Origin of the sequence: Noviherbaspirillum sp. Root189 (assembly GCF_001428545.1) — a bacterium.
Lineage (GTDB): Bacteria > Pseudomonadota > Gammaproteobacteria > Burkholderiales > Burkholderiaceae_D > Noviherbaspirillum.
The window spans coordinates 43138-64558 of record NZ_LMHZ01000012.1 but is presented as its reverse complement, the minus strand read 5'-3'; the positions used below and the strand labels follow the sequence as shown (position 1 = coordinate 64558).

Here is a 21421-nt window from a genome sequence, read left to right as displayed (position 1 = left end):
TCCAAACGCGTAGTGTGGCGGCTTTATGTCGCATCACCAAGCCATAAGGACACATTCATGCTTGTGAAAATTGCAACGCCGCGAGGCTGGCATACAACCCACCACGCTCTACCAGGGAAGCATGCGTCCCGCTTTCGATGATGCGGCCATGCTCCATCACGATGATGCGATCGGCTCTTTGGACCGTCGCCAGTCGGTGTGCGATGACCAGCGTCGTGCGGCCGACCATCGCGGCTTCCAGTGCGGCCTGGACCAGTCGCTCGGATTCAGCATCCAGCGCGCTGGTCGCTTCATCCAATAACAGCAGCGGTGGATTCTTCAGCAGGGCGCGGGCAATCGCGATGCGCTGACGTTGACCACCCGACAGCCGCACACCTCGCTCGCCAAGGAACGACCGATAGCCTTCCGGCAGGCGCTCGATGAATTCATGGGCGGCGGCTTGTTTCGCAGCAGCGATGACTTCGTCGTCGCTGGCATCGCTCCGGCCATAGCGGATGTTTTCCATCGCATTGGCGGAAAAGATGATCGTGTCCTGGGGTACGACGCCAATTGCCTCGCGCAGTGTGTGCAAGTCGAGCTGACGGATATCGACGCCGTCGAGCAGAATGCTGCCGTGCTGTGGATCGTAAAACCGCAGCAGCAACTGGAAGAGGGTTGTTTTACCGGCCCCGGAAGGCCCGACAATCGCGACTGTTTCGCCCGCGCCAATATCGAGCGTCAGATCCGACAAGGCTGCGGATTGCGGACGCGAAGGATAATGAAAGCCCAGATGGCGAAGGCTGAGCGACGCACCCTGAGCGGTGCGCGGTGGCAGAGAAACGGGATGCATGGGCGATTGAATCGGGGAACGCACGGCCAGCAATTCCAGCAATCGCTCCGCCGCGCCAGCCGCACGTTGTGCCTCTCCCAGCACTTCCGAGAGCGCACCGATTGCGCCGGCCACGATCGTCGCGTACAGAATGAACTGGCCGAGTTCACCGGCGGTCATCCGCCCCTGGATCACGGCGTGGGCGCCCAGCCAAAGCACAAACACGATGGCGCCGAACACCAGCAGGATCGCCATCATCGTCAACATCGAGCGGGCGCGAATGCGGCGCATCGCTGCGCTGAAGGCGCGCTCGATGGAAGCGCCGAAGCGGCTTGCTTCTTCTTTTTCGTGCGTGAATGCCTGCACGGTCGGCATGGCATTCAGGATCTCGCCTGCCAGTGCCGAGGCATCGGCCACCCGGTCCTGCGAGTCGCGCGATAGGGCACGTACACGGCGACCGAACAGCACGATAGGTAGCACCACCGCCGCCAGCATGACGATGATGATCGATGATAGCTTCACGCTGGTCACAAACAGCATGACAAGACCGCCCACGAAGAGCAGCGTGTTGCGCAGGGCCATCGAGATGCTGGTGCCGACCAGTGTCTGAATCAGCGTGGTATCGGTGGTCAGTCGAGACAGGACTTCGCCGGTCTGCGTGGTTTCGAAAAACTCCGGGCTCTGCGTGACGACGTGCCGGTACACAGCGCTGCGCAAGTCGGCCGTCACCCGTTCGCCCAGCCATGACACCATGTAAAAACGCGCTGCGGTAGCAATCGCCAGCACACTGGCAACGCCAAACAGCGCCAGAAAATACAGGTCGATATGGGTCGTGCTCTGTTCGCCTGCCGCGCCGAAGCCAAGATCGATCATCTGCTTGAAGGCGTATGGAATGGCAAGCGTCGAGCCCGCGGCCAGCAACAGGGCAATCCCGGCCAGCACAAACTGTTTTTTGTAAGGCATCAGGAAAGGCAGCAAGCCTTTCAGCGTGGCGATGCTGCTCTTTTGTCGGTCGCGCGAGGGTTTTTCTGTCATAGCTTCATTGGCTTCAGGTATCCGGTCAATTCAAGGTATCCACGTCCGACCCGCCGGCCATCGCGTTTCAGTGTAACAGCACCTTCCCAATAGACTGCACCGGTGGATTGGCGCGAGTCGAGTTCCTGGTCATCCTGCAGGGGGTCAAGGTCCCACACGTTCGCGCCGGCTTCCAGCCGAACCGCGACCGGATAGCTGGCGCCTGTACGGGGCGAACGCCAGGTTCGGCGAGGAATAAACCGTACTTGTTCGGGATTCAATTGGGTCAGCTTGCCGCTGGCGTCGCGCAGTGCGCCATGCGCCCACACGGTGCCGCCATTCTTGCCGCGGATCTGGAAGGCCATTAGCGACGAGCCGTCATCCAGGTTGGCGCCTATCCAGTCCCATCCTGCGGCATCGTGCTCAAGCACGCTGGTCGACCACTCATGATCCAGCCACGCGCTGCCTTTAACCTGGACCGCTTTGCCGTGTCGGGTCACCGTGCCCGACACCTTGAGATGCGGCTCGCTGTAGTAGTAGCTTGCCTGCTCGCGGCCAGGACCTTTGCGCGAAAAGCCGGCGTCGCCCTGCAGCATGATCGCTTGCGAAGGCTGTAACGACAGCCTGAGACCGAAGTCGCGGGCACCGACTTCGGCGGTATAGGCACCATCTGCTTCCCGCCAGAAGTGCCAGTCTCCCAGTCGCACGTCGGTGTTGCCTTCTTTGGCGTAGGCAATGTCAAACCCTTCACGCGCCGCTTTCTGATCGTGCAGCAGCTTGCCTAGCGCGGGATCGGACAATGCGGCATGGGCAATGATCAGTTGCCTTGGGGCGAACTTGCTTAGGTTCGCCGGATCATGGTCAGTGGCCGAACGGAAGAAGGTAACCTGGAATCCCAAGGGTTTACCGTCAGGTGTTTCCAGCCATCCGGTGACATACCACCATTCGGTGCGATAGCCCGGATGCGAACCGAAATCCTGAGGGAAGGTGAGCGCCTTGCCTGGCACCACTGTGGAAAGCGCCGGCGGGGCGGCGAGGGCGGTCGGACCGATAAGACCAATCAGGAATGCGGCTGGGAGCAGGATGCGCAATCCTGCCAGGTTTCGGTAGCAGGAATTGCAGGCACGCAAGGCACGATATACCTGCATAACCACATGCATAACCACACCCTGGTACCGGTTACGTTGACGATTCGCCTGACGCAATTTCATCACCAATCCTCCTTAACGGCGCGCACGGCGCTCATGGATACCGCGTATCTGCCGGCAATGAGCGCTGTGACTGCGGCGGATATCAGCAGTACGGATGCGACGCTGACAAGCAGCGCCCACGGCATGTGCAGGCGCATGCTCCAGTGAAACGATTGCGGGTTGACCACGAATACCAGGATAAGGCTGATTGCACCGCCGAGAATGAACCCGACCGCGATGCCGAGCAAGGTCAGCAGGGTGCCTTCTGCTGCCAGCATGGCGAGTATCTGGCGCCGCAGTACTCCGACATGCCGCAGCATGCCGAACTCCTTGGCGCGCGCCAGCGTCTGGGCGGAAAAGGTCGCGGCAATCCCGAACAGGCCGATGATGACTGCCACCGCTTCGAGCAGGTAAGTGACGGCGAAGCTGCGGTCGAAGATCCTCAGGCTGATCGCGCGGATTTCATTGGGCTGCGCAAGCTCCAGCGCGTCACCGAAGGGCAGGTCCTTCAGTGCACTGGAGATCTGTTCGGCGCCGATATCGTTCTGCAGCCATAACGCGGCGTCATTGACGATGCTGTCTCCGGTCAGGCTTTGATAATCGGATAAGCGCATCTGGATCGCACCGGTCTGACGGGCATAATCACGCCAGATCCCTGCCACCACGAAGTGGTGCGGCTTTCCTGCAAGCGTCAGCGTCACTTCGGCACCGACATGAAAGCCGTACAGGTCCACCATGGCTTCAGAAATCCATATCGGCATGCGGCCCTGCAATGCGTTTTCTTCGGACAGTGTGCTACCGACCAGCGGCAAAATCTTTTCCGGATTGTCGATATCGATAGGCCGGGCAATCAAGGCTACCGCAGGGCGTGCCGGGTCAAGAATCAATTGCGACTGACGAAGAAAGTCGGCCTGCCGGACACCGGGGATCGCCGCAATTCCTGCCTGTTCGTCCGGTGACAGCCCGCCGGTATTGCCGCCGGCTGCCGATCGGACATAGAGATCGGCAGGCAGCACTTGCGACAGCCAGTCATCCACCGATACCCGAAAGCTTGCCACCATGATGGCCATCGCCACCATCAGGCTGAAGCTAGACAATATGCCGCCCAGTGCGATCGATGCCTGATTCGGCGCATTGGCAAGACGTGACACGGTAAGGGAGGTCAGCAGTGTGCGCGGCGCGGCAGCGGAAAGCAGAGAAAAACTCCATGCGGCCAGACGTGGCATCAGGCCGATTCCACCAATCAGCAACAGGGCAATCGCAAGGTAACCGAACACCGGCAATTCATATACCGGTGGAAGACGCGTCATGCCGGCGCCGATAGCGATACAAGCAAGCGCAGGCCACGGCGTGGACAGCCGTGTCAGTACCGCGTCTTCCGCTCCCGATTTGAGCGCCTGCGCAGGACGGGCGCGTGCGGCTTCCCAGGCGGGGGTGATGCAACCAAGCACCGCGGCGGCCGTACCGAGCAGAAAGAACGTCAGTGCAGCCAATGGGGCGAATTGGGCTGTCGGCTGCACGCCCGGGAAATAGCCGCCTCCGAGATCGCCGCCGAACAGTCGCAATGCGGTCGCCGCCATGGCATACCCGCCAGCGAGGCCGAGCAGCGAACCCAGTACGCCAAGAGTGCTTCCTTCCAGCAGAATCTGGAACAGAACCTGTCGACGAGTCATGCCGACCACCCGTAGCAAGGCAAGCTGGCTTCGTCGGCGAATGACAGACAATGCCTGTGTCGAAAACACCAGGAAGGCGCCGGTGAACAAGGCGACCAGGGCCAGCACATTGAGGTTGACCCGATAGGCACGCGACATGTTGGCGGTGCGCGCTTCTTCATCCTGCGGTTGGGTAACCAGAAAGCCCGGTTGGAGTTCACGGGTCAGTGTTGCGCGAAAGGCGTCACGATCGACCCCTGCGGTCAGTTTGATGTCCACCCTGGACAAACTGCCGATACGTGCAAAGCGCCACTGCGCCGCCCCGATATCCATGATGCCGAGACGCTGGCCCGCACGCGCACGCACAAGTCCGCCGGCGACACGCAGCGAAACGGGCTGCGTGCCGACACGCACCTCAAGACGATCGCCTTGCCGAAGGTTCAGCCATTCCATCGCGGCAGGTGAAAGGAACACCGCGTCATCGGCCAGCGTATCGAAAGGGCGGTCCTCCGCCGGCAACCCGGTCAGGTCCGGGGCGATGGCAGCCGCCCGGAACACGTCCACGCCGATTACTTTCAAGGACTCTCGCCGCCCGGGGAGTACCGCATCGAGTTCGAGCACCGGGCTTGCCACGGTGACTTCCTTCTTTCCTGCGATGCGCCCATAGACCGCCTCGTCCATGAGTCCTTGCGTGCCACGTACCTGCAGGTCAGCCTGACCGGACAGGCTTTTGATGGCACCTGAAAATTCATTGTAGGCGGCCGCGTTAATCAGGTGAATGGCGAAACCCAGCGCGACGCCGATGGCAATTGCCGCCACGGCGACGATTGCGCGCACCGGATGGGCGCGCCACTCGCCGAGCAGCAGGCTCTGATAAATCGCGGGTATCCGGCGAGGCCTCATCCCTGTTGTCTCGTTGCCATGGGGTGCAGGCCGGTCTTCGTCAGTTCGAGAACCCGGTCAGCGCTGGCTGCCGCTGCGTGCGAATGGGTAACGATGATGGCCGATGCGCCGTTCTGCTTGATTTCCTCGCGCAGCAGGCGCAGGACGTCGTTGGCGGTATCCGGATCGAGATTCCCGGTCGGCTCATCTGCAAGCAGCAGTTTCGGACGGTGGATCAGGGCACGGGCAATCGCGACACGCTGCATTTCACCGCCGGACAACTGACGTGGAAAATCGCGTCCGCGTCCTCCCAGCCCGACAGCGTCCAGCATGTGTTCAGCGTTGCGATCGGTAATCCCGTTAAGCAGCAGAGGAAGCGCCACGTTTTGTGCAATCGAGAGATGGGGCAGGATATGAAAAGCCTGGAACACGAAGCCGAATTTCTGGCGTCGCAGCAGCGTTGCTTCATCGTCACTGAGCGAAGCGATATCAACGCCGTCGATCTCTATGCGGCCCCGGTCCGGCGTATCAAGTCCGGCAATCAGATTCAGCAAAGTCGACTTGCCGACGCCCGACTCTCCCATCACTGCGACATATTCGCCCGCCTCAAGTGTGTAATTCAATCCGTTTAAGATCTGGCGTCCATTTGCATACGATTTCGTAAGCTCGCGTAATATCAGCATGAAGAGTCTGTAGTTGTTTTCCGGAAATGCGTCATCAAAGAACAAACACGGCGGGCCGCATCGAACATCTTGCTGCCTTGTAAGCTTACAAGCGCATTATCAACATATCGATATACTCAAAAGACTTGTGTCGGCTCAAAAACAGACGGGAAGTGTTCACTATGATAGCTAAAAACCTTGCCGCTCATCCCCCACCGCCCGTTCTGTCCGATGGGCAATCTACTATTGCTGATTCCATGGCGCCACTAAATTCTCGGGACATGCCGCATAGCGGCTTCATACAACTGTACCGCAGGGACGATGACGCCATTCGGGCGGAATTGACCGCTGGCTTGCTGGCCGACCAGCCGGCTACATCACCCAAGTTTCTTTATGACGCCCTGGGTTCGAAACTGTTCGAGGCAATTTGTGAACTGCCCGAGTATTATCCGACCCGCACCGAAAAAGCGATATTCGATGCCCGGTTGCATGACATCGCAAAATCAACAGGCCGCGGAACGACTCTGATCGATCTTGGGGCGGGTAACTGCGCAAAGGCGGCGCAGTTTTTTCCTTATCTGCAGCCCCTGCAATACGTACCCGTCGATATTTCCGTAGAGTTTTTGAAAGATGCGGTAGAGAGCTTGCGGCAGCGTTTTCCGCAGATTCGCATGACGGGTATCGGCATGGACTTTTCCAGCACAATGGAATTGCCGCCTGTGGTGCGCCGGGAAAAGCGGCTTTTCTTTTACCCGGGCTCATCGATAGGCAACTTTTCGCCCATCGAAGCAGCAGCCTTGCTCGGTCGTATCCGTGAAGCATGCCAGGCCGATGGCAGCCTGCTGATCGGCGTCGACATGGTCAAGGACAAGGATGTCCTGACTGCAGCGTATGACGACGCGCTGGGCGTCACTGCATCGTTTAACCTGAACCTGCTGCTGCATCTCAATACGCTGATCGGTACCGATTTTCATGTGCGTGACTGGCGCCACGTCGGCTGCTTCAATGAATCGGCGAGCCGCATTGAAATGCACCTTGAAGCCCGTAGCGACGTTACCGTGCGCTGGCCAGGCGGGGTGCGCCGGTTCGCGGAAGGCGAACGCATCCATACCGAAAGCAGCTACAAGTACACGCGCCAGGGCTTTTTGCAATTGCTTGAACGCGCGGGCTTTGCCGCAGCGCAGACATGGACCGATGAGCGTGGTTGGTTTCTGGTTTGCCATGCGCGCGTCGCATAGAAAAACTATCATGGATACCGACATCCTGGTTGCACGGTTTCATTCGGTACGCAAGCGTAGCCGCCAGCTGGCGGAGCCGCTGTCTGATGAGGACTGCTGTGCGCAGTCGATGCCAGATGCCAGTCCGATCAAATGGCATCTTGCGCACACCACCTGGTTCTTCGAGACGTTTATCCTTGAACAGTACGAGCGAAACTTCCAGCCTTTCCAGCCGGCGTTTCGTGTCCTGTTCAATTCTTATTACAACGGTGTTGGTGACAAGCACCCCCGCCCGCAGCGAGGATTGCTGACCCGTCCGGCACTTGGCGATGTACTGGCTTACCGTCGCAACATCGACGAACGCGTTGGCGTGCTGCTCGCGGAGCAGCGAGACGCGAATGCCGATACGATTGCGCGGCTGGTCGATTTGGGCCTGCATCACGAACAACAACATCAGGAACTGATGCTGACGGACGTCAAGCATATGCTGTCGATGAGCCCGCTATATCCTGCCTACAGCAACGAGCATTTTGCAGAGTGCGATGCGGCGCCGCCAATGCAGTGGCAGGAATTCGATGCGGCTGTAGTTCATATCGGGCATGCAGGAGCAGAATTTTGCTTTGACAATGAGGTGCCGCGGCATCGCCAGTTTGTCGAGCGCTATGCCTTATCGTCACGGCTCGTGACGAATGCTGAATATCTGAAGTTCATCGAAGCAGGTGGGTACGCCGAGCCATCCCTATGGCTATCTGAGGGATGGGATTGGGTGAAAGCGAGTCAGATCGATAAGCCGATGTACTGGCAACGTACCAAAAGCGGCTGGCAGGAGTTCACCTTGTATGGACTTCGAAAAATCGATCCGCATCGTCCTGTGACGCACCTATCCTTCTTTGAAGCGGATGCCTACGCACGCTGGAGCGGGGCACGCCTGCCGACCGAAGCGGAATGGGAAAACGCAGCAAGCGCCTGTCGTTATTATGGAAAGCCCGCATTGCATCCGGACGCGGACGATGCGTATGCGCAGGCACATACGCAAGGCGGTCTGTCGCAATTATTTGGCTGCGGGTGGCAATGGACGCTCAGCAGCTATGCGCCGTATCCCGGATATCAGGTCGCGGAAGGCGCTATAGGCGAATACAACGGCAAGTTCATGTCGAACCAATATGTACTGCGTGGATCATCCTGCGCGACGCCTGAGGGACATACCCGTGCGACTTACCGTAACTTCTTTCCGGCGACCGCACGCTGGCAGTTCACGGGAATCAGGCTTGCCCGTTCGCTCTGATGAGGAAACATCTTGGCACTCCGGACGTGGCGGAGTGCCGTTCCGTATGGATCAGGCAAGCAGGCACAAGGCTTTCCTGCCTGATCCACCAATCTCCACCAATCCAGTAATCGATGGATGTTTATGCAGCGATTGCGTCGACGCTTGACTCGCCGCCAAGCTGCCGGTTCACAGCACTCAGCACCGCCTTGAACGATGCCGTTACAATGTTGCTGTCAACGCCAACCCCAAACAGCGTCGGACCATTATCCACGCGCAGTTCGACATAACATGCGGCGCGCGCATCGGCCCCTGCGCCGATAGCGTGTTCGTGATAATCCATGACAGTGATATCGACGCCTAACGCCTGAACGAAGGCGTCGATAGGCCCATTGCCGATTCCGGTGACACTAAGTCGGCGTCCGGCACGCTCGACGTCGGCTTTCACTTCGACGCGTTGCTCGGTCCCGGCCTCTTGCAGCATCTGGTGGCCCTGGTAGATAAATGGCGATTTGCGTTCCAGGTATTCCTCACGGAAGATCGCGTAGATGTCTTCGGCGCCCACTTCCTTGCCTGTCGCATCAGTGATCTTCTGGATGGCACGGCTGAGTTCGATCTGCAAGCGGCGCGGCAGCTTGAAGCCGTACTCCTGTTCGAGCAGATAGGCCATGCCGCCCTTGCCCGACTGGCTGTTTACCCGGATCACGGCGTCGTAGCTGCGTCCGACGTCAGCCGGATCAATCGGCAGGTAAGGCACTTCCCAGATGCCGTCAGGCTGTTGCTGCGCAAACCCTTTTTTGATTGCATCCTGGTGCGAACCCGAGAAGGCGGTGAATACCAGATCGCCGACATAGGGATGACGTGGATGCACCGGAATCTGGTTGCATTCCTCCACGCATTTGCGCACCTCATCGATATCGGAAAAATCCAGTCCAGGGTGCACGCCCTGCGTGTACAGATTGAGCGCAAGCGTTACAAGGTCGACGTTTCCGGTGCGTTCGCCATTGCCAAACAGGCAGCCTTCGACACGGTCGGCGCCTGCCATGACCGCTTGCTCTGCAGACGCTACGGCGGTTCCACGGTCATTGTGCGGATGGACACTGAGAATGATGCTGTCACGGCGCGCAAGATTGCGGTGCATCCATTCAATCTGGTCAGCATAAACATTGGGCGTACTGCACTCCACGGTGGAGGGCAGATTGAAGATCATCTTGCGTTCTGGCGTCGGCTGCCACACCTCAGTGACCGCATCGCAGACTTCTTTCGCAAAATCGAGTTCCGCCATGCTGAAGGTTTCAGGCGAATACTGAAACACCCATTCCGTCTCGGGGCGCTCGTCGGTCAACTGTTTGATGAGGCGGGTACCGTCCACCGCAATCTTTATGACTTCCTCGCGCGACATGCCGAATACGATCCGGCGGAAAGACGGGCAAATGGCGTTGTACAGATGGACAATGGCACGGCGGGCGCCGGTTGCCGAATCGACCGTACGGCGGATCAGGTCTTCGCGCGACTGGGTAAGCACTTCAATGGTCACGTCGTCAGGAATGCGTTTTTCGTCGATCAGTTTGCGCACGAAATCGAAGTCGGTCTGCGACGCGGAAGGGAAGGCGACTTCGATTTCCTTGATCCCGATCTTGACCAGCATCTCAAAGAAACGGAGCTTGCGCTCGGGATTCATCGGTTCGATCAGCGACTGATTGCCATCGCGCAGATCGGTGCTCATCCAGACAGGTGGTGTCGTGATGACCTTGTCAGGCCACGTTCGGTCGGTCAGGCGTACGGGAGGAAACGGGCGATATTTCGCCGCCGGATTCTGCAACATCATGGGATACCTCTAAGGAAATGTGGATAGTCGTACGATGTGGCGGAAAGGCTGCCTGACTGCCACTAACGCGAGGCCAGGCAACCGATCGGTAGCGGTAGCAGCGATAGCGCGCGCGCAAAGATCATCGCAGCGATGACATCGCCTTGAATGAACGTCACTGGCATGCGCTTGAAATACATGGATCGTCGACCTTTGGAATTTTAAGCACCGCAATCTGGATGCGGGTACAACACAACAACAAACAACACGGGGAGGGTATCAGCGTGCGACGCGTAGTAGCGCCGCCGCTAGCAGGGAGTCTGCTAGTAGCGATAGCGTGTGAAGTTGTGCGTATGTGGTCAACATCCGCTCAATGTAGAAGATGCTACGGCGACGTGTCAAGCGAAAATTGCTTGCACTGATCTCAATCCAGCTCAAGTTCATAGTGCAAGAATCCTGTGTCACGCACATAACCTTGTGATTCATACAATTTTTGCGCCGGATTATCGTGCGCGGTCGACAACGCAAGACGTTTAGCGCCGGTCTGAATTGCGTATTGCCTGGCCGCTTCCAGCAGTGCCTTGCCGACCCCGCGCCCGCGTGCCTGTGACGTGACGAACAAGTCGTTGAGAATCCAGATGCGCCGTGCGCTGACCGAAGAAAACGACGGGTAGAGCTGCGTGAAGCCCAAGGCACCGCCGGCTTCATCCAGCGCTAGAAATAGGACGGAGTCACGCAGCATCAGACGTTCGGCAATAAACGCATGGGCTGTCGCCGGGTCAGTGTCTTTGCCATAGAAACAGCGGTAGCCGTCAAACAGTGGGGCAATCAGGTCGAGGTCGGCCAGAACGGCTTGTCGCGTGCTTACCGGCATGGTGTATCTCCCGATGTGTGGTTGGTGTACATTGTTCTTCTCTGGTGCAGAGCGTGCAAAATTAGCATAAAGCGGGTCGGTATAAGCATATATGCCGGCTTGCTTCCTGCAATTGCATATAACTGCGCCGGTGCCGGCGCACTCCAGTAGGAGTGCAGTAACCCAGATGCAATCATGAACGTTTCTTTCCGTACTGCATTACCGACCGAGCTTGGCGTTGCTCTGCAAGAAGCACGTCGGGATACGCTCGCCTTGTTCGATACCTTTGCAGCCTCCGGCCTTGATGTTGCCGCAAAGGTTCCTGTGCCTGTGAGCGAGCAATTCAATCCTCCCTTGTGGGAGCTTGGACATATCGCCTGGTTTGCCGAATGGTATGTGCTGCGCGAAGCGCATTCGAGCGATCCGATCGCCGCGCAGCGTACCTCAATGCTGACCAAAGGCGATGACTGGTTTGATCCCAATACCGTGTCGCATCGCGCGCGCTGGAAAGTGGAATTGCCACGTACCGGCGCGCTGAAGACCTATTGCTACGAGGTCCTGGATCGTGTTCTCGACAAGCTTGGACGCACGGGTAAGGATGATGCATCGCTTTATCCGTTCCGGCTGGTGCTCGCCTATGAGGATATGCGGGCTGAGATCATGACCCAGGCACTGCAGACGCTTGGCATAGCCTTGCCGCCTCAGCTTGCAGAACAAATGACCCCAGGCTGGGCCCAGGGCGACATCCGTTTTCCGGGCGGGACCATACAGCTTGGAAGTCCGCATAACGCAGGCTTCGTATTCGACAATGAAAAGTGGGCGCATGCCTGTCACGTTCCCGCCTTTATCATGGATTCGACACTGGTGACAAACGCGCAGTACGGCGAGTTCGTTGCAGATGGCGGTTATCAGAAACCACACTTCTGGACGGATGGTGGACGTACCTGGCTGATGGCGAGGGACCGTTTTGCACCACGCGACTGGATACGTGATGGGCGTCGCTGGCTATGTCAGCGCTACGGCAGAGAGATCGTATTGCCGCCCAATGAGCCGGTGCGGCACTTGAGTCTCTATGAAGCGCAGGCGTATTGTGTCTGGGCTGACCGACGTTTGCCAACGGAACCAGAATGGGAATATGCGGCTCTTTCCGGCCATCCCGCATTACGCTGGGGTGATCTGTGGGAATGGACCTGTTCGCCTTTTGAACCCTATCCGGGATTTTCCGCCGACGCTTATAAAGAATATTCGGCACCGCATTTCAATAGCCACCAGGTATTGCGCGGTGCATCGTTTGCCACACGGCGCAGGATGCGGTCGTTGAAGTTTCGGAATTTCGCCTTGCCGGAGCGCGATGATCTGTTTGCAGGCTTTCGAACCTGCGCATTGTAGCGGGTAGGGCAGCTTCACTTGCTGGCATAAAAAATGGCCATCGGGTTGCCCCGATGGCCATTTTGATTCTTACAGCTCACATTCTGCGATCAGACGTCCGCGTGCACCAAGGGTGCCTGATCACTGGTGCATCAATGGTCGCCGAAGGAACGGCGGTTGCCGCCGCTGTCACCAAAACGCGAACCCTTGTTGAAGCCGCCGCTGCCTTCCTTGCGGGGAGCGCCCGGCTTGCTGAACGTACGCTGACCCGGCTTGCTGTTGCTGCGGTTGTCACCTGGCTTCCAGCCACCCGGCTTGCGTGCGCTGCGTGGTGCCGATGCTGTCTTCTTTGGCTCAAAGCCTTCAATGATATCAACCGGAATCAACTGCTTGGTAAAGCGTTCGATGCGCTTGATATTGATGTTTTCAGCATGATTGACCAGCGAAATTGCCAGACCATTGCGGCCTGCACGGCCAGTGCGGCCGATACGGTGCACATAGTCTTCCGGGAACTTCGGCAAGTCGTAGTTCACGACGTGAGTGATGCCCGGTACGTCGATACCGCGTGCTGCAACGTCGGTCGCCACCAATACACGAACCTGACCACGGCGCAATGCGTCCAGGGTACGATTACGCGCGCCCTGATGCATGTCGCCATGCAGTGCGGCAGCCGCGAAGCCGGCGATATTCAGGCGATCCGCGATGGTGTCGGCATCACGCTTGGTCGCGGTGAATACGACAGCCTGGTCGAGCGTTGCGTCACGCAGCAGATGGTCGAGCAGGCGATTCTTGTGCGACAGATCGTCGACAAAGTGTACTCGCTGCTGGATGTTTTCATGCTTGTTGCCTGCGCTGGCGATCTGAATAACCAGTGGATCGCGCGTGATGCGCTTTGCCATGTTACCGACTACGCCATCAAGCGTTGCCGAGAACAGCATGGTCTGGCGTGTTTCGGGTGTGGCTTCGACGATCTTTTCAATGTCTTCAATGAAGCCCATGTCGAGCATGCGATCGGCTTCGTCCAGGACGAGGATCTCGAGCTGGGAAAAGTTGATCTTGCCGGATTCCATATGGTCGATCAAACGGCCAGGCGTCGCTACCAGAATCTCTGGATTCTTGGACAGCAATTGCATTTGCTTCGGGTAGGGCATGCCGCCGAGGATGGAGACCGCACGTACACGGCGCAGGTTCGAACCATACTTGTCGGTGGCATTGGTCACCTGCAGCGCGAGTTCGCGTGTCGGTGTCAGGACCAGCATCTTCGGTTGCGCAGGCTGGAAACGCGGGCGCTCGCCGCGTGAACGGGCGGACTGACGTTCCTGGTTGGAAGTCTTGGCGCCTGGTTGTGCTTCCAGTTCTGCTTCTGCGAATTTGTGCAACGCCGGCAGCATGAATGCGGCCGTCTTGCCGGAACCCGTCTGCGAGGAGACCATCAGGTCACGACCTTGCAACGCTGCGGGAACCGCCTGCTCCTGGACCGGAGTAGGTTTTGTGTAGCCGGCTTCCGTCAGTGCTTTGAGAATGGACGAGTGCAGGCCAAGTGCTTCAAAAGTCATTGTGTTTCTTTCTTAAAGATCAACGCCGCGACCAAATTCGTGACGGGTCTGCGAGCGTATTAAAAAGGCAACGCCAACCAACGAAACAGCTGAGAAATGTTCTGAGAAATTTCGGCACAAAAGCTTTGCGCCGGGACGGTGTCTGTTAAGGCGACACCAGAGGCGGGATGGCTTTAGGGTTTATTGCTAAAGGGTTGCGATGCGACTAAGGGTGATCGCCTGTTGCGATGCACCAGGACGCATTATACAGAGTTATAAATTGTCGTGTCCGACTATTTTTCCCAGTGCAAAGTACGTCCTCGTAAGCCCGGGTCAATGAAAAATAATTCTGACATGACCCGGACTTGCGTAACTTTGCGTAACTATTAATTAAGCTTCGTCTGGATCGGCCATACCGCCAACCACATGGGAGAAACCGCCATCGACATAGGTGATTTCGCCGGTAATGCCACCTGCCAGATCCGATAGCAGGAAAGCGGCGGTATTTCCAACATCTTCGATGGTGACATTGCGACGCAGCGGGGAATGGGTTTTGACGAAATTAAGGATCTTGCCAAAGTCCTTGATGCCGCTTGCCGCCAGTGTCTTGATCGGGCCTGCGGAGATGCCATTCACGCGCACGCCACGCTGGCCAAGCGACTCAGCGAGGTAACGTACGCTCGCCTCCAGAGAGGCCTTGGCAAGACCCATGGTGTTGTAGTTGGGCAAAGCGCGCATCGAGCCCAGATAACTCAGGGTCAGCAACGACGCGTTCTGGCTCAGCATCGGCCGTGCCGCTTTGGCCATGGCACCGAAGCTGTAAGCCGAAATGTCATGCGCGATACGGAAATTCTCGCGTGTGAAGCCATCCAGGAAGTCGCCGGCAATCGCTTCACGAGGTGCAAAGCCAATGGCATGGACCAAGCCATCAAGCTGGCTCCAGGACTTGCCCAAATCGGCAAAGACTGCTTCGATCTGTTCATCGCTGCCGACGTCGCAATCAAACACGAGGTCACTGCCGAATTCCTTCGCAAACTCTGTGATACGGTCTTTGAAACGGTCGCCGACATAGGTGAAGGCGAGTTCAGCGCCTTCGCGTTTACATGCCTGTGCGATGCCATAGGCAATGGAACGGTTAGACAACAGGCCAGTAATGAGGATTTTTTTGCCTTGAAGAAATGCCATAGATGACTCCAGATGAATTTGTCGTATTTTACGCGGTACGGCACGGATATCGCTGTTATTGCTGCCCGGCCGACATGTACGGCCAAGGCCGTCATTGCGTGAACTGGGCAAGATTGTAGGGAGACTTGGTCAAGCGAGCAACTTTTCGTATCGGCGGTCACCTTGGCCAAACGCAAGTTTTCTTTGCGGTTCGCATGATAAAACAAGGAAATTCCATTAACACCGGGCAAGATTGTTGATATTCGATGAAAACCGGCACCATGCAATATACCTTTGGGTAAAATACTCCGACCCTGGCGCTGCCAGACGCATCTTTCCGCATCTTTCAATCAGGCGAATGCGCACACTACTTACCTCACTCCTGCTTCTCCTTTTTGTTCCCTACAGCGGTAGCGCTTTCGGCGCCCATGCTTTTTCCCTGTACGACACGCCGCGCTATCCGGCCGGGTTCAAGAACTTCGATTACGTTAATCCCGATGCGCCGCGTGGTGGCGAGCTTTTTCTTGCCAATCCCGATCGGCGTACCAGCTTTGACAAGTTCAATCCGTTTTCGCTGAAGGGAGTTGCGGCGGCGGGTGTTTCGAACCTGATGTTCGAAACACTGGCGACGGGCTCTTCGGATGAAGTCGCGACCATGTATGGTTTGCTGGCAGAGGACATGGAGTTGGCGCCGGACCGGATGGCAATGACATTCCGGCTCAATCCAAAAGCAAAGTTTAATAATGGCGACCCGGTGACGGCGGCGGACGTCAAGCATTCGTATGACATGCTCGTGCAAAAGGGCGCGCCGCAGTTCAAGTCGATCTTCGCCGACGTCAAGGAATGCGTCGTCGTCGATGACCGCACCGTACGCTTCGATTTCAAGGCACTTAACCGGGAGTTGCCGCTGATCGTCGGCGGCGTGCCGGTGTTTTCGCGAAAGTGGGGCGCCAACACAAGCTTCGACAATATCCAGTTGGAGCCGCCGATTGCAACGGGTCCCTATCTGATCGATCGCTACGATGTCGGCCGCTCCATCATCTACAAGCGGAATCCGAATTATTGGGGCAATGACGTACCTTCACGCAAGGGCATGTATAACTTCGAACGCATCATCTACCGGTTCTACAAGGACGACGTCGCGCGGCTGGAAGCTTTCAAGGCCGGTGAGTTCGACGTGGTGGTCGAATACAGCGCAAAAAACTGGGCACGCAGCTACATTGGGCCGAAGTTCACCAGCGGCGAGATCGTCAAGCGCGAACTTAAACATTCCAATGCCGCCGGCATGCAGGGCTTTGTGATGAATCTGCGCAGGTCGCAGTTTCAAGACATCCGCGTGCGCAAGGCGCTTGGGCTGGCACTCGACTACGAATGGATGAACCGCCAGCTTTTCTACAACCAATACAAGCGCATCTATTCCTTTTTCAATAACAGCGATCTTGCCGCGACTGGCACACCTTCCGAAGAAGAGCTGAAGCTCCTCGATCCCATGCGTGCCCAGCTTGATCCCGCGGTATTCGGTCCGGTACCCGTGCCGCCAAGCACTGACCCTCCCTCATCGCTGCGTGCCAACCTGTTGCAGGCGCGCGCCCTGTTCAAGGAGGCCGGCTGGGGATATCGTGACGGGGCCTTGCGTAACGCCAAGGGCGAGCCATTTACCTTCGAAATCCTGGACGATCAGTCCGCCTTGTCGCGCATCATCAGCGTCTATGTGCGTAACCTGCAGAAGCTGGGTATTCAGGTCAACCAGCGCACCGCCGACTACGCGCTTGTGCAGAAGCGCATGGAAGAATTTGACTTTGACATGACCAGCATCCGTTTCCCGGATACGACCAGCCCGGGCAATGAATTGTTCGACATGTTCAGCTCCAAGGCTGCCGACGAAAAGGGCTCGAGTAATGCCTGGGGTTTAAAGGATCCGATCGTCGACAAGCTGGTTGCCAACCTCGTTGCTGCCGGATCGCGCAAGGAACTGGAAGGAGCGGCCAGGGCGCTGGACCGTGTCCTCCTCAATAAGTACATCGTTGTGCCGCACTGGTTTTCGTCGACGCACCGGGTTGCGTACCGTGACCGATTCGGCATTCCTGAGAAAATGCCCTTGTATTACGCAGCCGATCCCTATGTGATATCCACCTGGTGGCAGAAGAAGCCGAGGTAAGCAATGAATATCTGGTCCTATATTGGCAAGCGCATTCTCCTGATGATCCCAACACTGCTTGGTGTCATTGCCATCACATTTGCAGTGATCCAGTTCGTGCCCGGCGGTCCTGTTGAACAAGCGTTGATGGAGCTTAAAAAAGGACAGGTCGGCGCCGGCGAAGCAAGCGGCGGGGGCGGCTCCGAATACCGGGGACGGCAGGGGATCGACGCGGAACGGGTAAAGGAAATCAAAGCGTTATACGGCTTCGATAAGCCGCCGCTTGAACGATTTATCCAGATGCTCAAGGGTTTCGCCACCTTTGATCTCGGTAACAGCTTCTATCATCACAAGGATGTGTGGGACCTTGTAAAGTCCAAGCTGCCAGTCTCGATCAGCCTGGGCCTCTGGACTTTTTTCCTGACCTACTTTATCTCACTGCCGCTCGGAGTTGCCAAGGCGGTACGGGAAGGTAGCCGGTTCGATGTCGTGTCCAGTATCGCGGTCCTCGTTGGATATTCGATTCCCGGATTTGTGCTTGGCGTATTCCTGCTGGTGATGTTTGGCGGTGGCAGTTTCGTTCAATGGTTTCCTCTGCGGGGACTGACCTCGGATAACTGGGAACAACTGTCCTGGGCAGGCAAAGTAATGGATTATCTCTGGCATATCACCTTGCCGGTGACGGCATCGGTTGCAGGCTCCTTTGCGGTCATGACCATGCTGACCAAGAACACCTTTTTGGAAGAAATTCGCAAGCAATATGTACTGACGGCAAGAGCCAAAGGCCTCAATGAAAAAACCGTACTTTATAAGCATGTGTTCCGCAACGCACTGATCCCGCTGGTCACCGGATTTCCCGCTGCGTTCATTGGCGCTTTCTTTGCCGGCAGTCTATTGATCGAGACCCTGTTCTCGCTGGACGGACTGGGCCTGCTGTCCTATGAATCGGTGATACGACGTGATTATCCAGTCGTGATGGGGACGCTTTATTTGTTTACGCTGATCGGGCTCGTCGTCAAACTGTTGGGAGACTTGTGTTATGTGTGGGCTGATCCACGCGTGCAATTCGAAAGCCTGAACCGATGAATCAGAGTAAACCAACCAGATCGATTTCACCAGGCCGGCGCGTCTGGCTGCGTTTCAAGCAGAACCGCCGTGGCTACTGGAGTCTGATCATTTTTTGCATCCTGTTCGGCATCAGCCTGGTTGCCGAGCTGGTGTCCAATGACAAGCCGTTGATGGTCCGTTATAACGGCCAGATCATGTTTCCGATTGTGACGACGTACTCTGAAAAAGCGTTCGGTGGAGACTTCGCCTCGCCGGCCGATTACCTGGATCCGTTTATCCAGGACCAGTTTCAGCGCGATGGTAACTGGGCTATTTATCCCATCAACCATTACCGATTCGATACACTGAATTACTTTGCCAAGTCGCCCAACCCGGCGCCGCCGTCCAGCGAGAACTGGCTGGGTACGGATGATCGTGGACGAGATGTGTTTGCACGTTTGTTGTATGGCTTCCGCGTCTCGGTATTGTTTGGGCTGGCGCTTACGATCACCGGCGTGATTCTTGGCTTGGTTACCGGAGCGATACAGGGATACTTTGCGGGCAAGACCGACCTGTTCTTCCAGCGTTTCATGGAGATCTGGGGCTCAATGCCCGAACTTTACCTGCTCATCATTTTCGCCTCGATTTTCGAGCCGGGACTGGGTCTGCTGCTCATTCTGCTGTCATTGTTCGGCTGGATGGGCTTGTCGGACTATGTGCGCGCCGATTTCCTGCGTAATCGTAACCTCGAGTATGTGCAGGCGGCACGTGCGCTCGGCCTGTCGAATGGCCAGATTATCTGGCGCCATGTATTGCCGAATAGCCTGACCCCGGTAGTGACATTCCTGCCATTTCGCATGAGCGCGGCCATCCTTGCCCTGACCAGTCTCGACTTCCTCGGCCTTGGCGTTCCACCGTCGACCCCCAGCCTTGGCGAGTTGCTGGCGCAAGGCAAAAACAATCTGGATGCCTGGTGGATCGCGTTGTCGACGTTTGTCGTGCTGACCATGACGCTCCTGCTGCTGACCAATATCGGCGATGCCTTGCGCAATGCCCTCGACGTGCGGAGGAAGGCATGAGCCTGCTGGTTGTACAAAACCTGCGAGTCGGCTTTGGCCCGGCGACTGTTGTAACCGATGTCAGTTTCAGTATCGCGCCGGGTGAAAAATTTGCCCTGGTTGGCGAGTCCGGTTCCGGAAAGACCGTGACGTCACTTTCCATACTGCGCCTGAACCTTGATGCCGAATATGGTGGCCGTATATTGTTCGAAGGCCAGGACCTGTTGCAAAAACCTGAGCGCGCGATGCGGGCAGTTCGCGGCAAAGACATTGCGATGATCTTCCAGGAACCGATGACAGCGCTCAATCCGTTGTTCACCATCGGTAACCAGATCGCCGAAGTGCTCATGCTGCATGAAGGCATCAGTGCCAAGGAGGCAGCACGACGGACCGTCGAGTTGCTGGATAAAACCGGCATTCCCGAGCCGCAAAGAAGGTCGCTTGCATTTCCGCACCAGTTGTCGGGCGGGCAGCGTCAGCGTGCGATGATTGCCATGGCACTTGCCTGCAAACCCAAGCTGCTGATCGCCGACGAACCGACTACCGCGCTGGATGTCACGATACAGGTACAAATTCTCGAGCTGCTGAACCAGCTACAGCGCGAAGAGAATATGGCGGTGCTGATGATTACCCACGACCTCAATCTGGTTCGTCATTTTGCGGACCGCGTTGGCGTCATGGAAAAGGGACTTCTGATCGAGACGGCAACGACCGCCGAACTGTTTGCCAATCCGCGCGAAGAGTACACGCGCAAGCTGCTCGCCAGCCATCCCACACGCATGGTGAATGAAATACGCGACGATGCGCTGCCGCTGCTTGCAACGGATAAGCTGCGCTGCACCTTCGCCATCAAGCGCGGCATGTTCAAGACCATCCCCTTCGTCGCTGTCGATGGCGTGGAAGTGCAACTGAAGCCGCATGAGACCTTGGGCATTGTTGGCGAGTCCGGATCGGGCAAATCCACCCTCGGTATGGCGCTGGTCCGGCTGTCATCGGCAACTGTTCATGGACGCATTTCCTTCATTGGCCATCCAATCAGCGAAATGACCAGTGCCCAGTTAAGGCCGCTCAGGGCAAAAATGCAGGTCGTTTTCCAGGATCCGTTCGCATCGTTGTCGCCCCGGCGCACCATCGAACAAATCGTGGGCGAGGGCCTTGCCTTGCACCAGCCGGACCTGGGGCGCGATGGTCTGCGTGAAGCGGTCGCCAATGCGTTGTCCGAAGTTGGCCTGGCCCCGGAAATGATGACACGCTATCCGCACGAGTTTTCTGGTGGACAGCGCCAGCGAATCGCGATCGCACGCGCGCTGGTCCTGAAGCCGGAGCTGATTTTGCTCGACGAGCCAACGTCTTCCCTTGATGTTTCGGTGCAGAGGCAGGTGCTGCAGTTGCTCGCAGAACTGCAGCACAAGTACGGAATTGCCTATGTTTTCATCAGCCATGACCTTGCCGTGATTCGTGCCATGGCGCATCGGGTGATGGTGATGAAGGACGGGAAGGTCGTTGAAAGCGGGCCTACCGAAGAAGTGTTATCGCGGCCAAAGGAAATGTATACGAAGCGACTGCTGGCGGCGGCGACTTACTCGACGCTGGAAGTGGAAGAGGCAAAAGAAGCCTGAAAAACTGCCCGGTCCGCCATGACCTGACAGTGCGTGGTGTGAGGTTGGCCGGATTGAGACCTGTCATTCCCGGCGTGTGGGAATGACAGGCGATAAACGGCCGATAGTGGCAGATAGTGCCGATAGGTTTTGTCAGCGCAAATT

General features: G+C 57.2%; 15 protein-coding genes. 7 read left to right on the top strand and 8 right to left on the bottom strand.

The window, feature by feature from the left end; all coding sequences use genetic code 11:
* Positions 1-55 precede the first annotated feature (55 nt).
* Genes ASE07_RS08215 through ASE07_RS08200 form a run of 4 tightly spaced genes read right to left on the bottom strand, consistent with a single transcriptional unit; the run spans position 56 to position 6229 of the window.
* Positions 56-1843: an ABC transporter transmembrane domain-containing protein gene (locus tag ASE07_RS08215; RefSeq protein ID WP_057290330.1), complete on the bottom strand. Its 1788-nt coding sequence runs from the start codon at positions 1841-1843 to the stop codon at positions 56-58.
* A complete protein-coding gene (locus tag ASE07_RS08210; RefSeq protein WP_235548391.1) occupies positions 1840-3033 on the bottom strand; it encodes a lipocalin-like domain-containing protein in 1194 nt (397 codons plus the stop codon). The genes ASE07_RS08215 and ASE07_RS08210 overlap by 4 nt, the downstream gene beginning before the upstream one ends.
* Positions 3033-5567 carry an FtsX-like permease family protein gene (locus ASE07_RS08205; RefSeq protein ID WP_057290329.1) on the bottom strand — a complete coding sequence of 845 codons (2535 nt, stop codon included), beginning with the start codon at positions 5565-5567 and terminating at the stop codon, positions 3033-3035. Before ASE07_RS08205 ends, ASE07_RS08210 begins: the two co-directional genes overlap by 1 nt.
* Positions 5564-6229, bottom strand: a complete 666-nt coding sequence (locus ASE07_RS08200) for an ABC transporter ATP-binding protein (protein WP_057290557.1) — start codon at positions 6227-6229, stop codon at positions 5564-5566. Before ASE07_RS08200 ends, ASE07_RS08205 begins: the two co-directional genes overlap by 4 nt.
* A 236-nt stretch (positions 6230-6465) precedes the next feature.
* Here ASE07_RS08200 and egtD point away from each other — a divergent pair, with 236 nt between their 5' ends.
* Both egtD and egtB read left to right on the top strand, forming a co-directional pair.
* Positions 6466-7446, top strand: a complete 981-nt coding sequence (gene egtD, locus ASE07_RS08195; protein ID WP_082584017.1) for an L-histidine N(alpha)-methyltransferase — start codon at positions 6466-6468, stop codon at positions 7444-7446.
* A gap of 10 nt (positions 7447-7456) precedes the next feature.
* Positions 7457-8710, top strand: a complete 1254-nt coding sequence (gene egtB, locus ASE07_RS08190) for an ergothioneine biosynthesis protein EgtB (RefSeq protein ID WP_057290556.1) — start codon at positions 7457-7459, stop codon at positions 8708-8710.
* A gap of 121 nt (positions 8711-8831) precedes the next feature.
* On the opposite strand, the gene leuA is transcribed toward egtB, so the two are convergent.
* Both leuA and ASE07_RS08180 read right to left on the bottom strand, forming a co-directional pair.
* Positions 8832-10517 carry a 2-isopropylmalate synthase gene (gene leuA / locus ASE07_RS08185; protein WP_057290327.1) on the bottom strand — a complete coding sequence of 562 codons (1686 nt, stop codon included), beginning with the start codon at positions 10515-10517 and terminating at the stop codon, positions 8832-8834.
* Positions 10518-10920: 403 nt separating this feature from the next.
* Positions 10921-11370, bottom strand: coding sequence for a GNAT family N-acetyltransferase (locus tag ASE07_RS08180; protein ID WP_057290326.1), 450 nt, complete (start codon positions 11368-11370; stop codon positions 10921-10923).
* 174 nt (positions 11371-11544) lie between these two features.
* Between ASE07_RS08180 and senA the strand changes: the two genes are divergently transcribed.
* Entirely contained in the window at positions 11545-12738 is a 1194-nt protein-coding gene (gene senA / locus ASE07_RS08175; protein WP_057290325.1) for a selenoneine synthase SenA, read from the top strand.
* Between the two features lie 131 nt (positions 12739-12869).
* On the opposite strand, the gene ASE07_RS08170 is transcribed toward senA, so the two are convergent.
* The gene (locus ASE07_RS08170; RefSeq protein WP_057290324.1) at positions 12870-14273 is read right to left on the bottom strand and encodes a DEAD/DEAH box helicase; all 1404 of its coding nucleotides are present in this window, start codon (positions 14271-14273) and stop codon (positions 12870-12872) included.
* A gap of 369 nt (positions 14274-14642) precedes the next feature.
* A complete protein-coding gene (fabI, locus tag ASE07_RS08165) occupies positions 14643-15437 on the bottom strand; it encodes an enoyl-ACP reductase FabI (protein ID WP_057290323.1) in 795 nt (264 codons plus the stop codon).
* Between the two features lie 337 nt (positions 15438-15774).
* Between fabI and ASE07_RS08160 the strand changes: the two genes are divergently transcribed.
* From ASE07_RS08160 to ASE07_RS08145, 4 genes are read left to right on the top strand one after another with little or no spacing between them, the layout of a single operon-like run.
* Entirely contained in the window at positions 15775-17574 is a 1800-nt protein-coding gene (locus ASE07_RS08160; RefSeq protein WP_057290322.1) for an extracellular solute-binding protein, read from the top strand.
* Positions 17575-17577: 3 nt separating this feature from the next.
* The gene (locus ASE07_RS08155) at positions 17578-18639 is read left to right on the top strand and encodes a microcin C ABC transporter permease YejB (protein ID WP_057290321.1); all 1062 of its coding nucleotides are present in this window, start codon (positions 17578-17580) and stop codon (positions 18637-18639) included.
* On the top strand, positions 18636-19679 hold the full coding sequence (locus tag ASE07_RS08150) for an ABC transporter permease (RefSeq protein WP_057290320.1): 1044 nt from the start codon (positions 18636-18638) through the stop codon (positions 19677-19679). Before ASE07_RS08155 ends, ASE07_RS08150 begins: the two co-directional genes overlap by 4 nt.
* Complete coding sequence (locus tag ASE07_RS08145; RefSeq protein ID WP_057290319.1) at positions 19676-21277, top strand: ABC transporter ATP-binding protein; 1602 nt, start codon at positions 19676-19678, stop codon at positions 21275-21277. Before ASE07_RS08150 ends, ASE07_RS08145 begins: the two co-directional genes overlap by 4 nt.
* The last annotated feature ends 144 nt before the right edge of the window (positions 21278-21421 follow it).

Coding starts and splice junctions, on each gene's coding strand:
- ASE07_RS08215 (WP_057290330.1), bottom strand. CDS start 1,843: ATGACAGAAAAACCCTCGCGCGACCGACAAAAGAGCAGCATCGCCACG.
- ASE07_RS08210 (WP_235548391.1), bottom strand. CDS start 3,033: ATGAAATTGCGTCAGGCGAATCGTCAACGTAACCGGTACCAGGGTGTG.
- ASE07_RS08205 (WP_057290329.1), bottom strand. CDS start 5,567: ATGAGGCCTCGCCGGATACCCGCGATTTATCAGAGCCTGCTGCTCGGC.
- ASE07_RS08200 (WP_057290557.1), bottom strand. CDS start 6,229: ATGCTGATATTACGCGAGCTTACGAAATCGTATGCAAATGGACGCCAG.
- egtD (WP_082584017.1), top strand. CDS start 6,466: ATGGCGCCACTAAATTCTCGGGACATGCCGCATAGCGGCTTCATACAA.
- egtB (WP_057290556.1), top strand. CDS start 7,457: ATGGATACCGACATCCTGGTTGCACGGTTTCATTCGGTACGCAAGCGT.
- leuA (WP_057290327.1), bottom strand. CDS start 10,517: ATGATGTTGCAGAATCCGGCGGCGAAATATCGCCCGTTTCCTCCCGTA.
- ASE07_RS08180 (WP_057290326.1), bottom strand. CDS start 11,370: ATGCCGGTAAGCACGCGACAAGCCGTTCTGGCCGACCTCGACCTGATT.
- senA (WP_057290325.1), top strand. CDS start 11,545: ATGAACGTTTCTTTCCGTACTGCATTACCGACCGAGCTTGGCGTTGCT.
- ASE07_RS08170 (WP_057290324.1), bottom strand. CDS start 14,273: ATGACTTTTGAAGCACTTGGCCTGCACTCGTCCATTCTCAAAGCACTG.
- fabI (WP_057290323.1), bottom strand. CDS start 15,437: ATGGCATTTCTTCAAGGCAAAAAAATCCTCATTACTGGCCTGTTGTCT.
- ASE07_RS08160 (WP_057290322.1), top strand. CDS start 15,775: ATGCGCACACTACTTACCTCACTCCTGCTTCTCCTTTTTGTTCCCTAC.
- ASE07_RS08155 (WP_057290321.1), top strand. CDS start 17,578: ATGAATATCTGGTCCTATATTGGCAAGCGCATTCTCCTGATGATCCCA.
- ASE07_RS08150 (WP_057290320.1), top strand. CDS start 18,636: ATGAATCAGAGTAAACCAACCAGATCGATTTCACCAGGCCGGCGCGTC.
- ASE07_RS08145 (WP_057290319.1), top strand. CDS start 19,676: ATGAGCCTGCTGGTTGTACAAAACCTGCGAGTCGGCTTTGGCCCGGCG.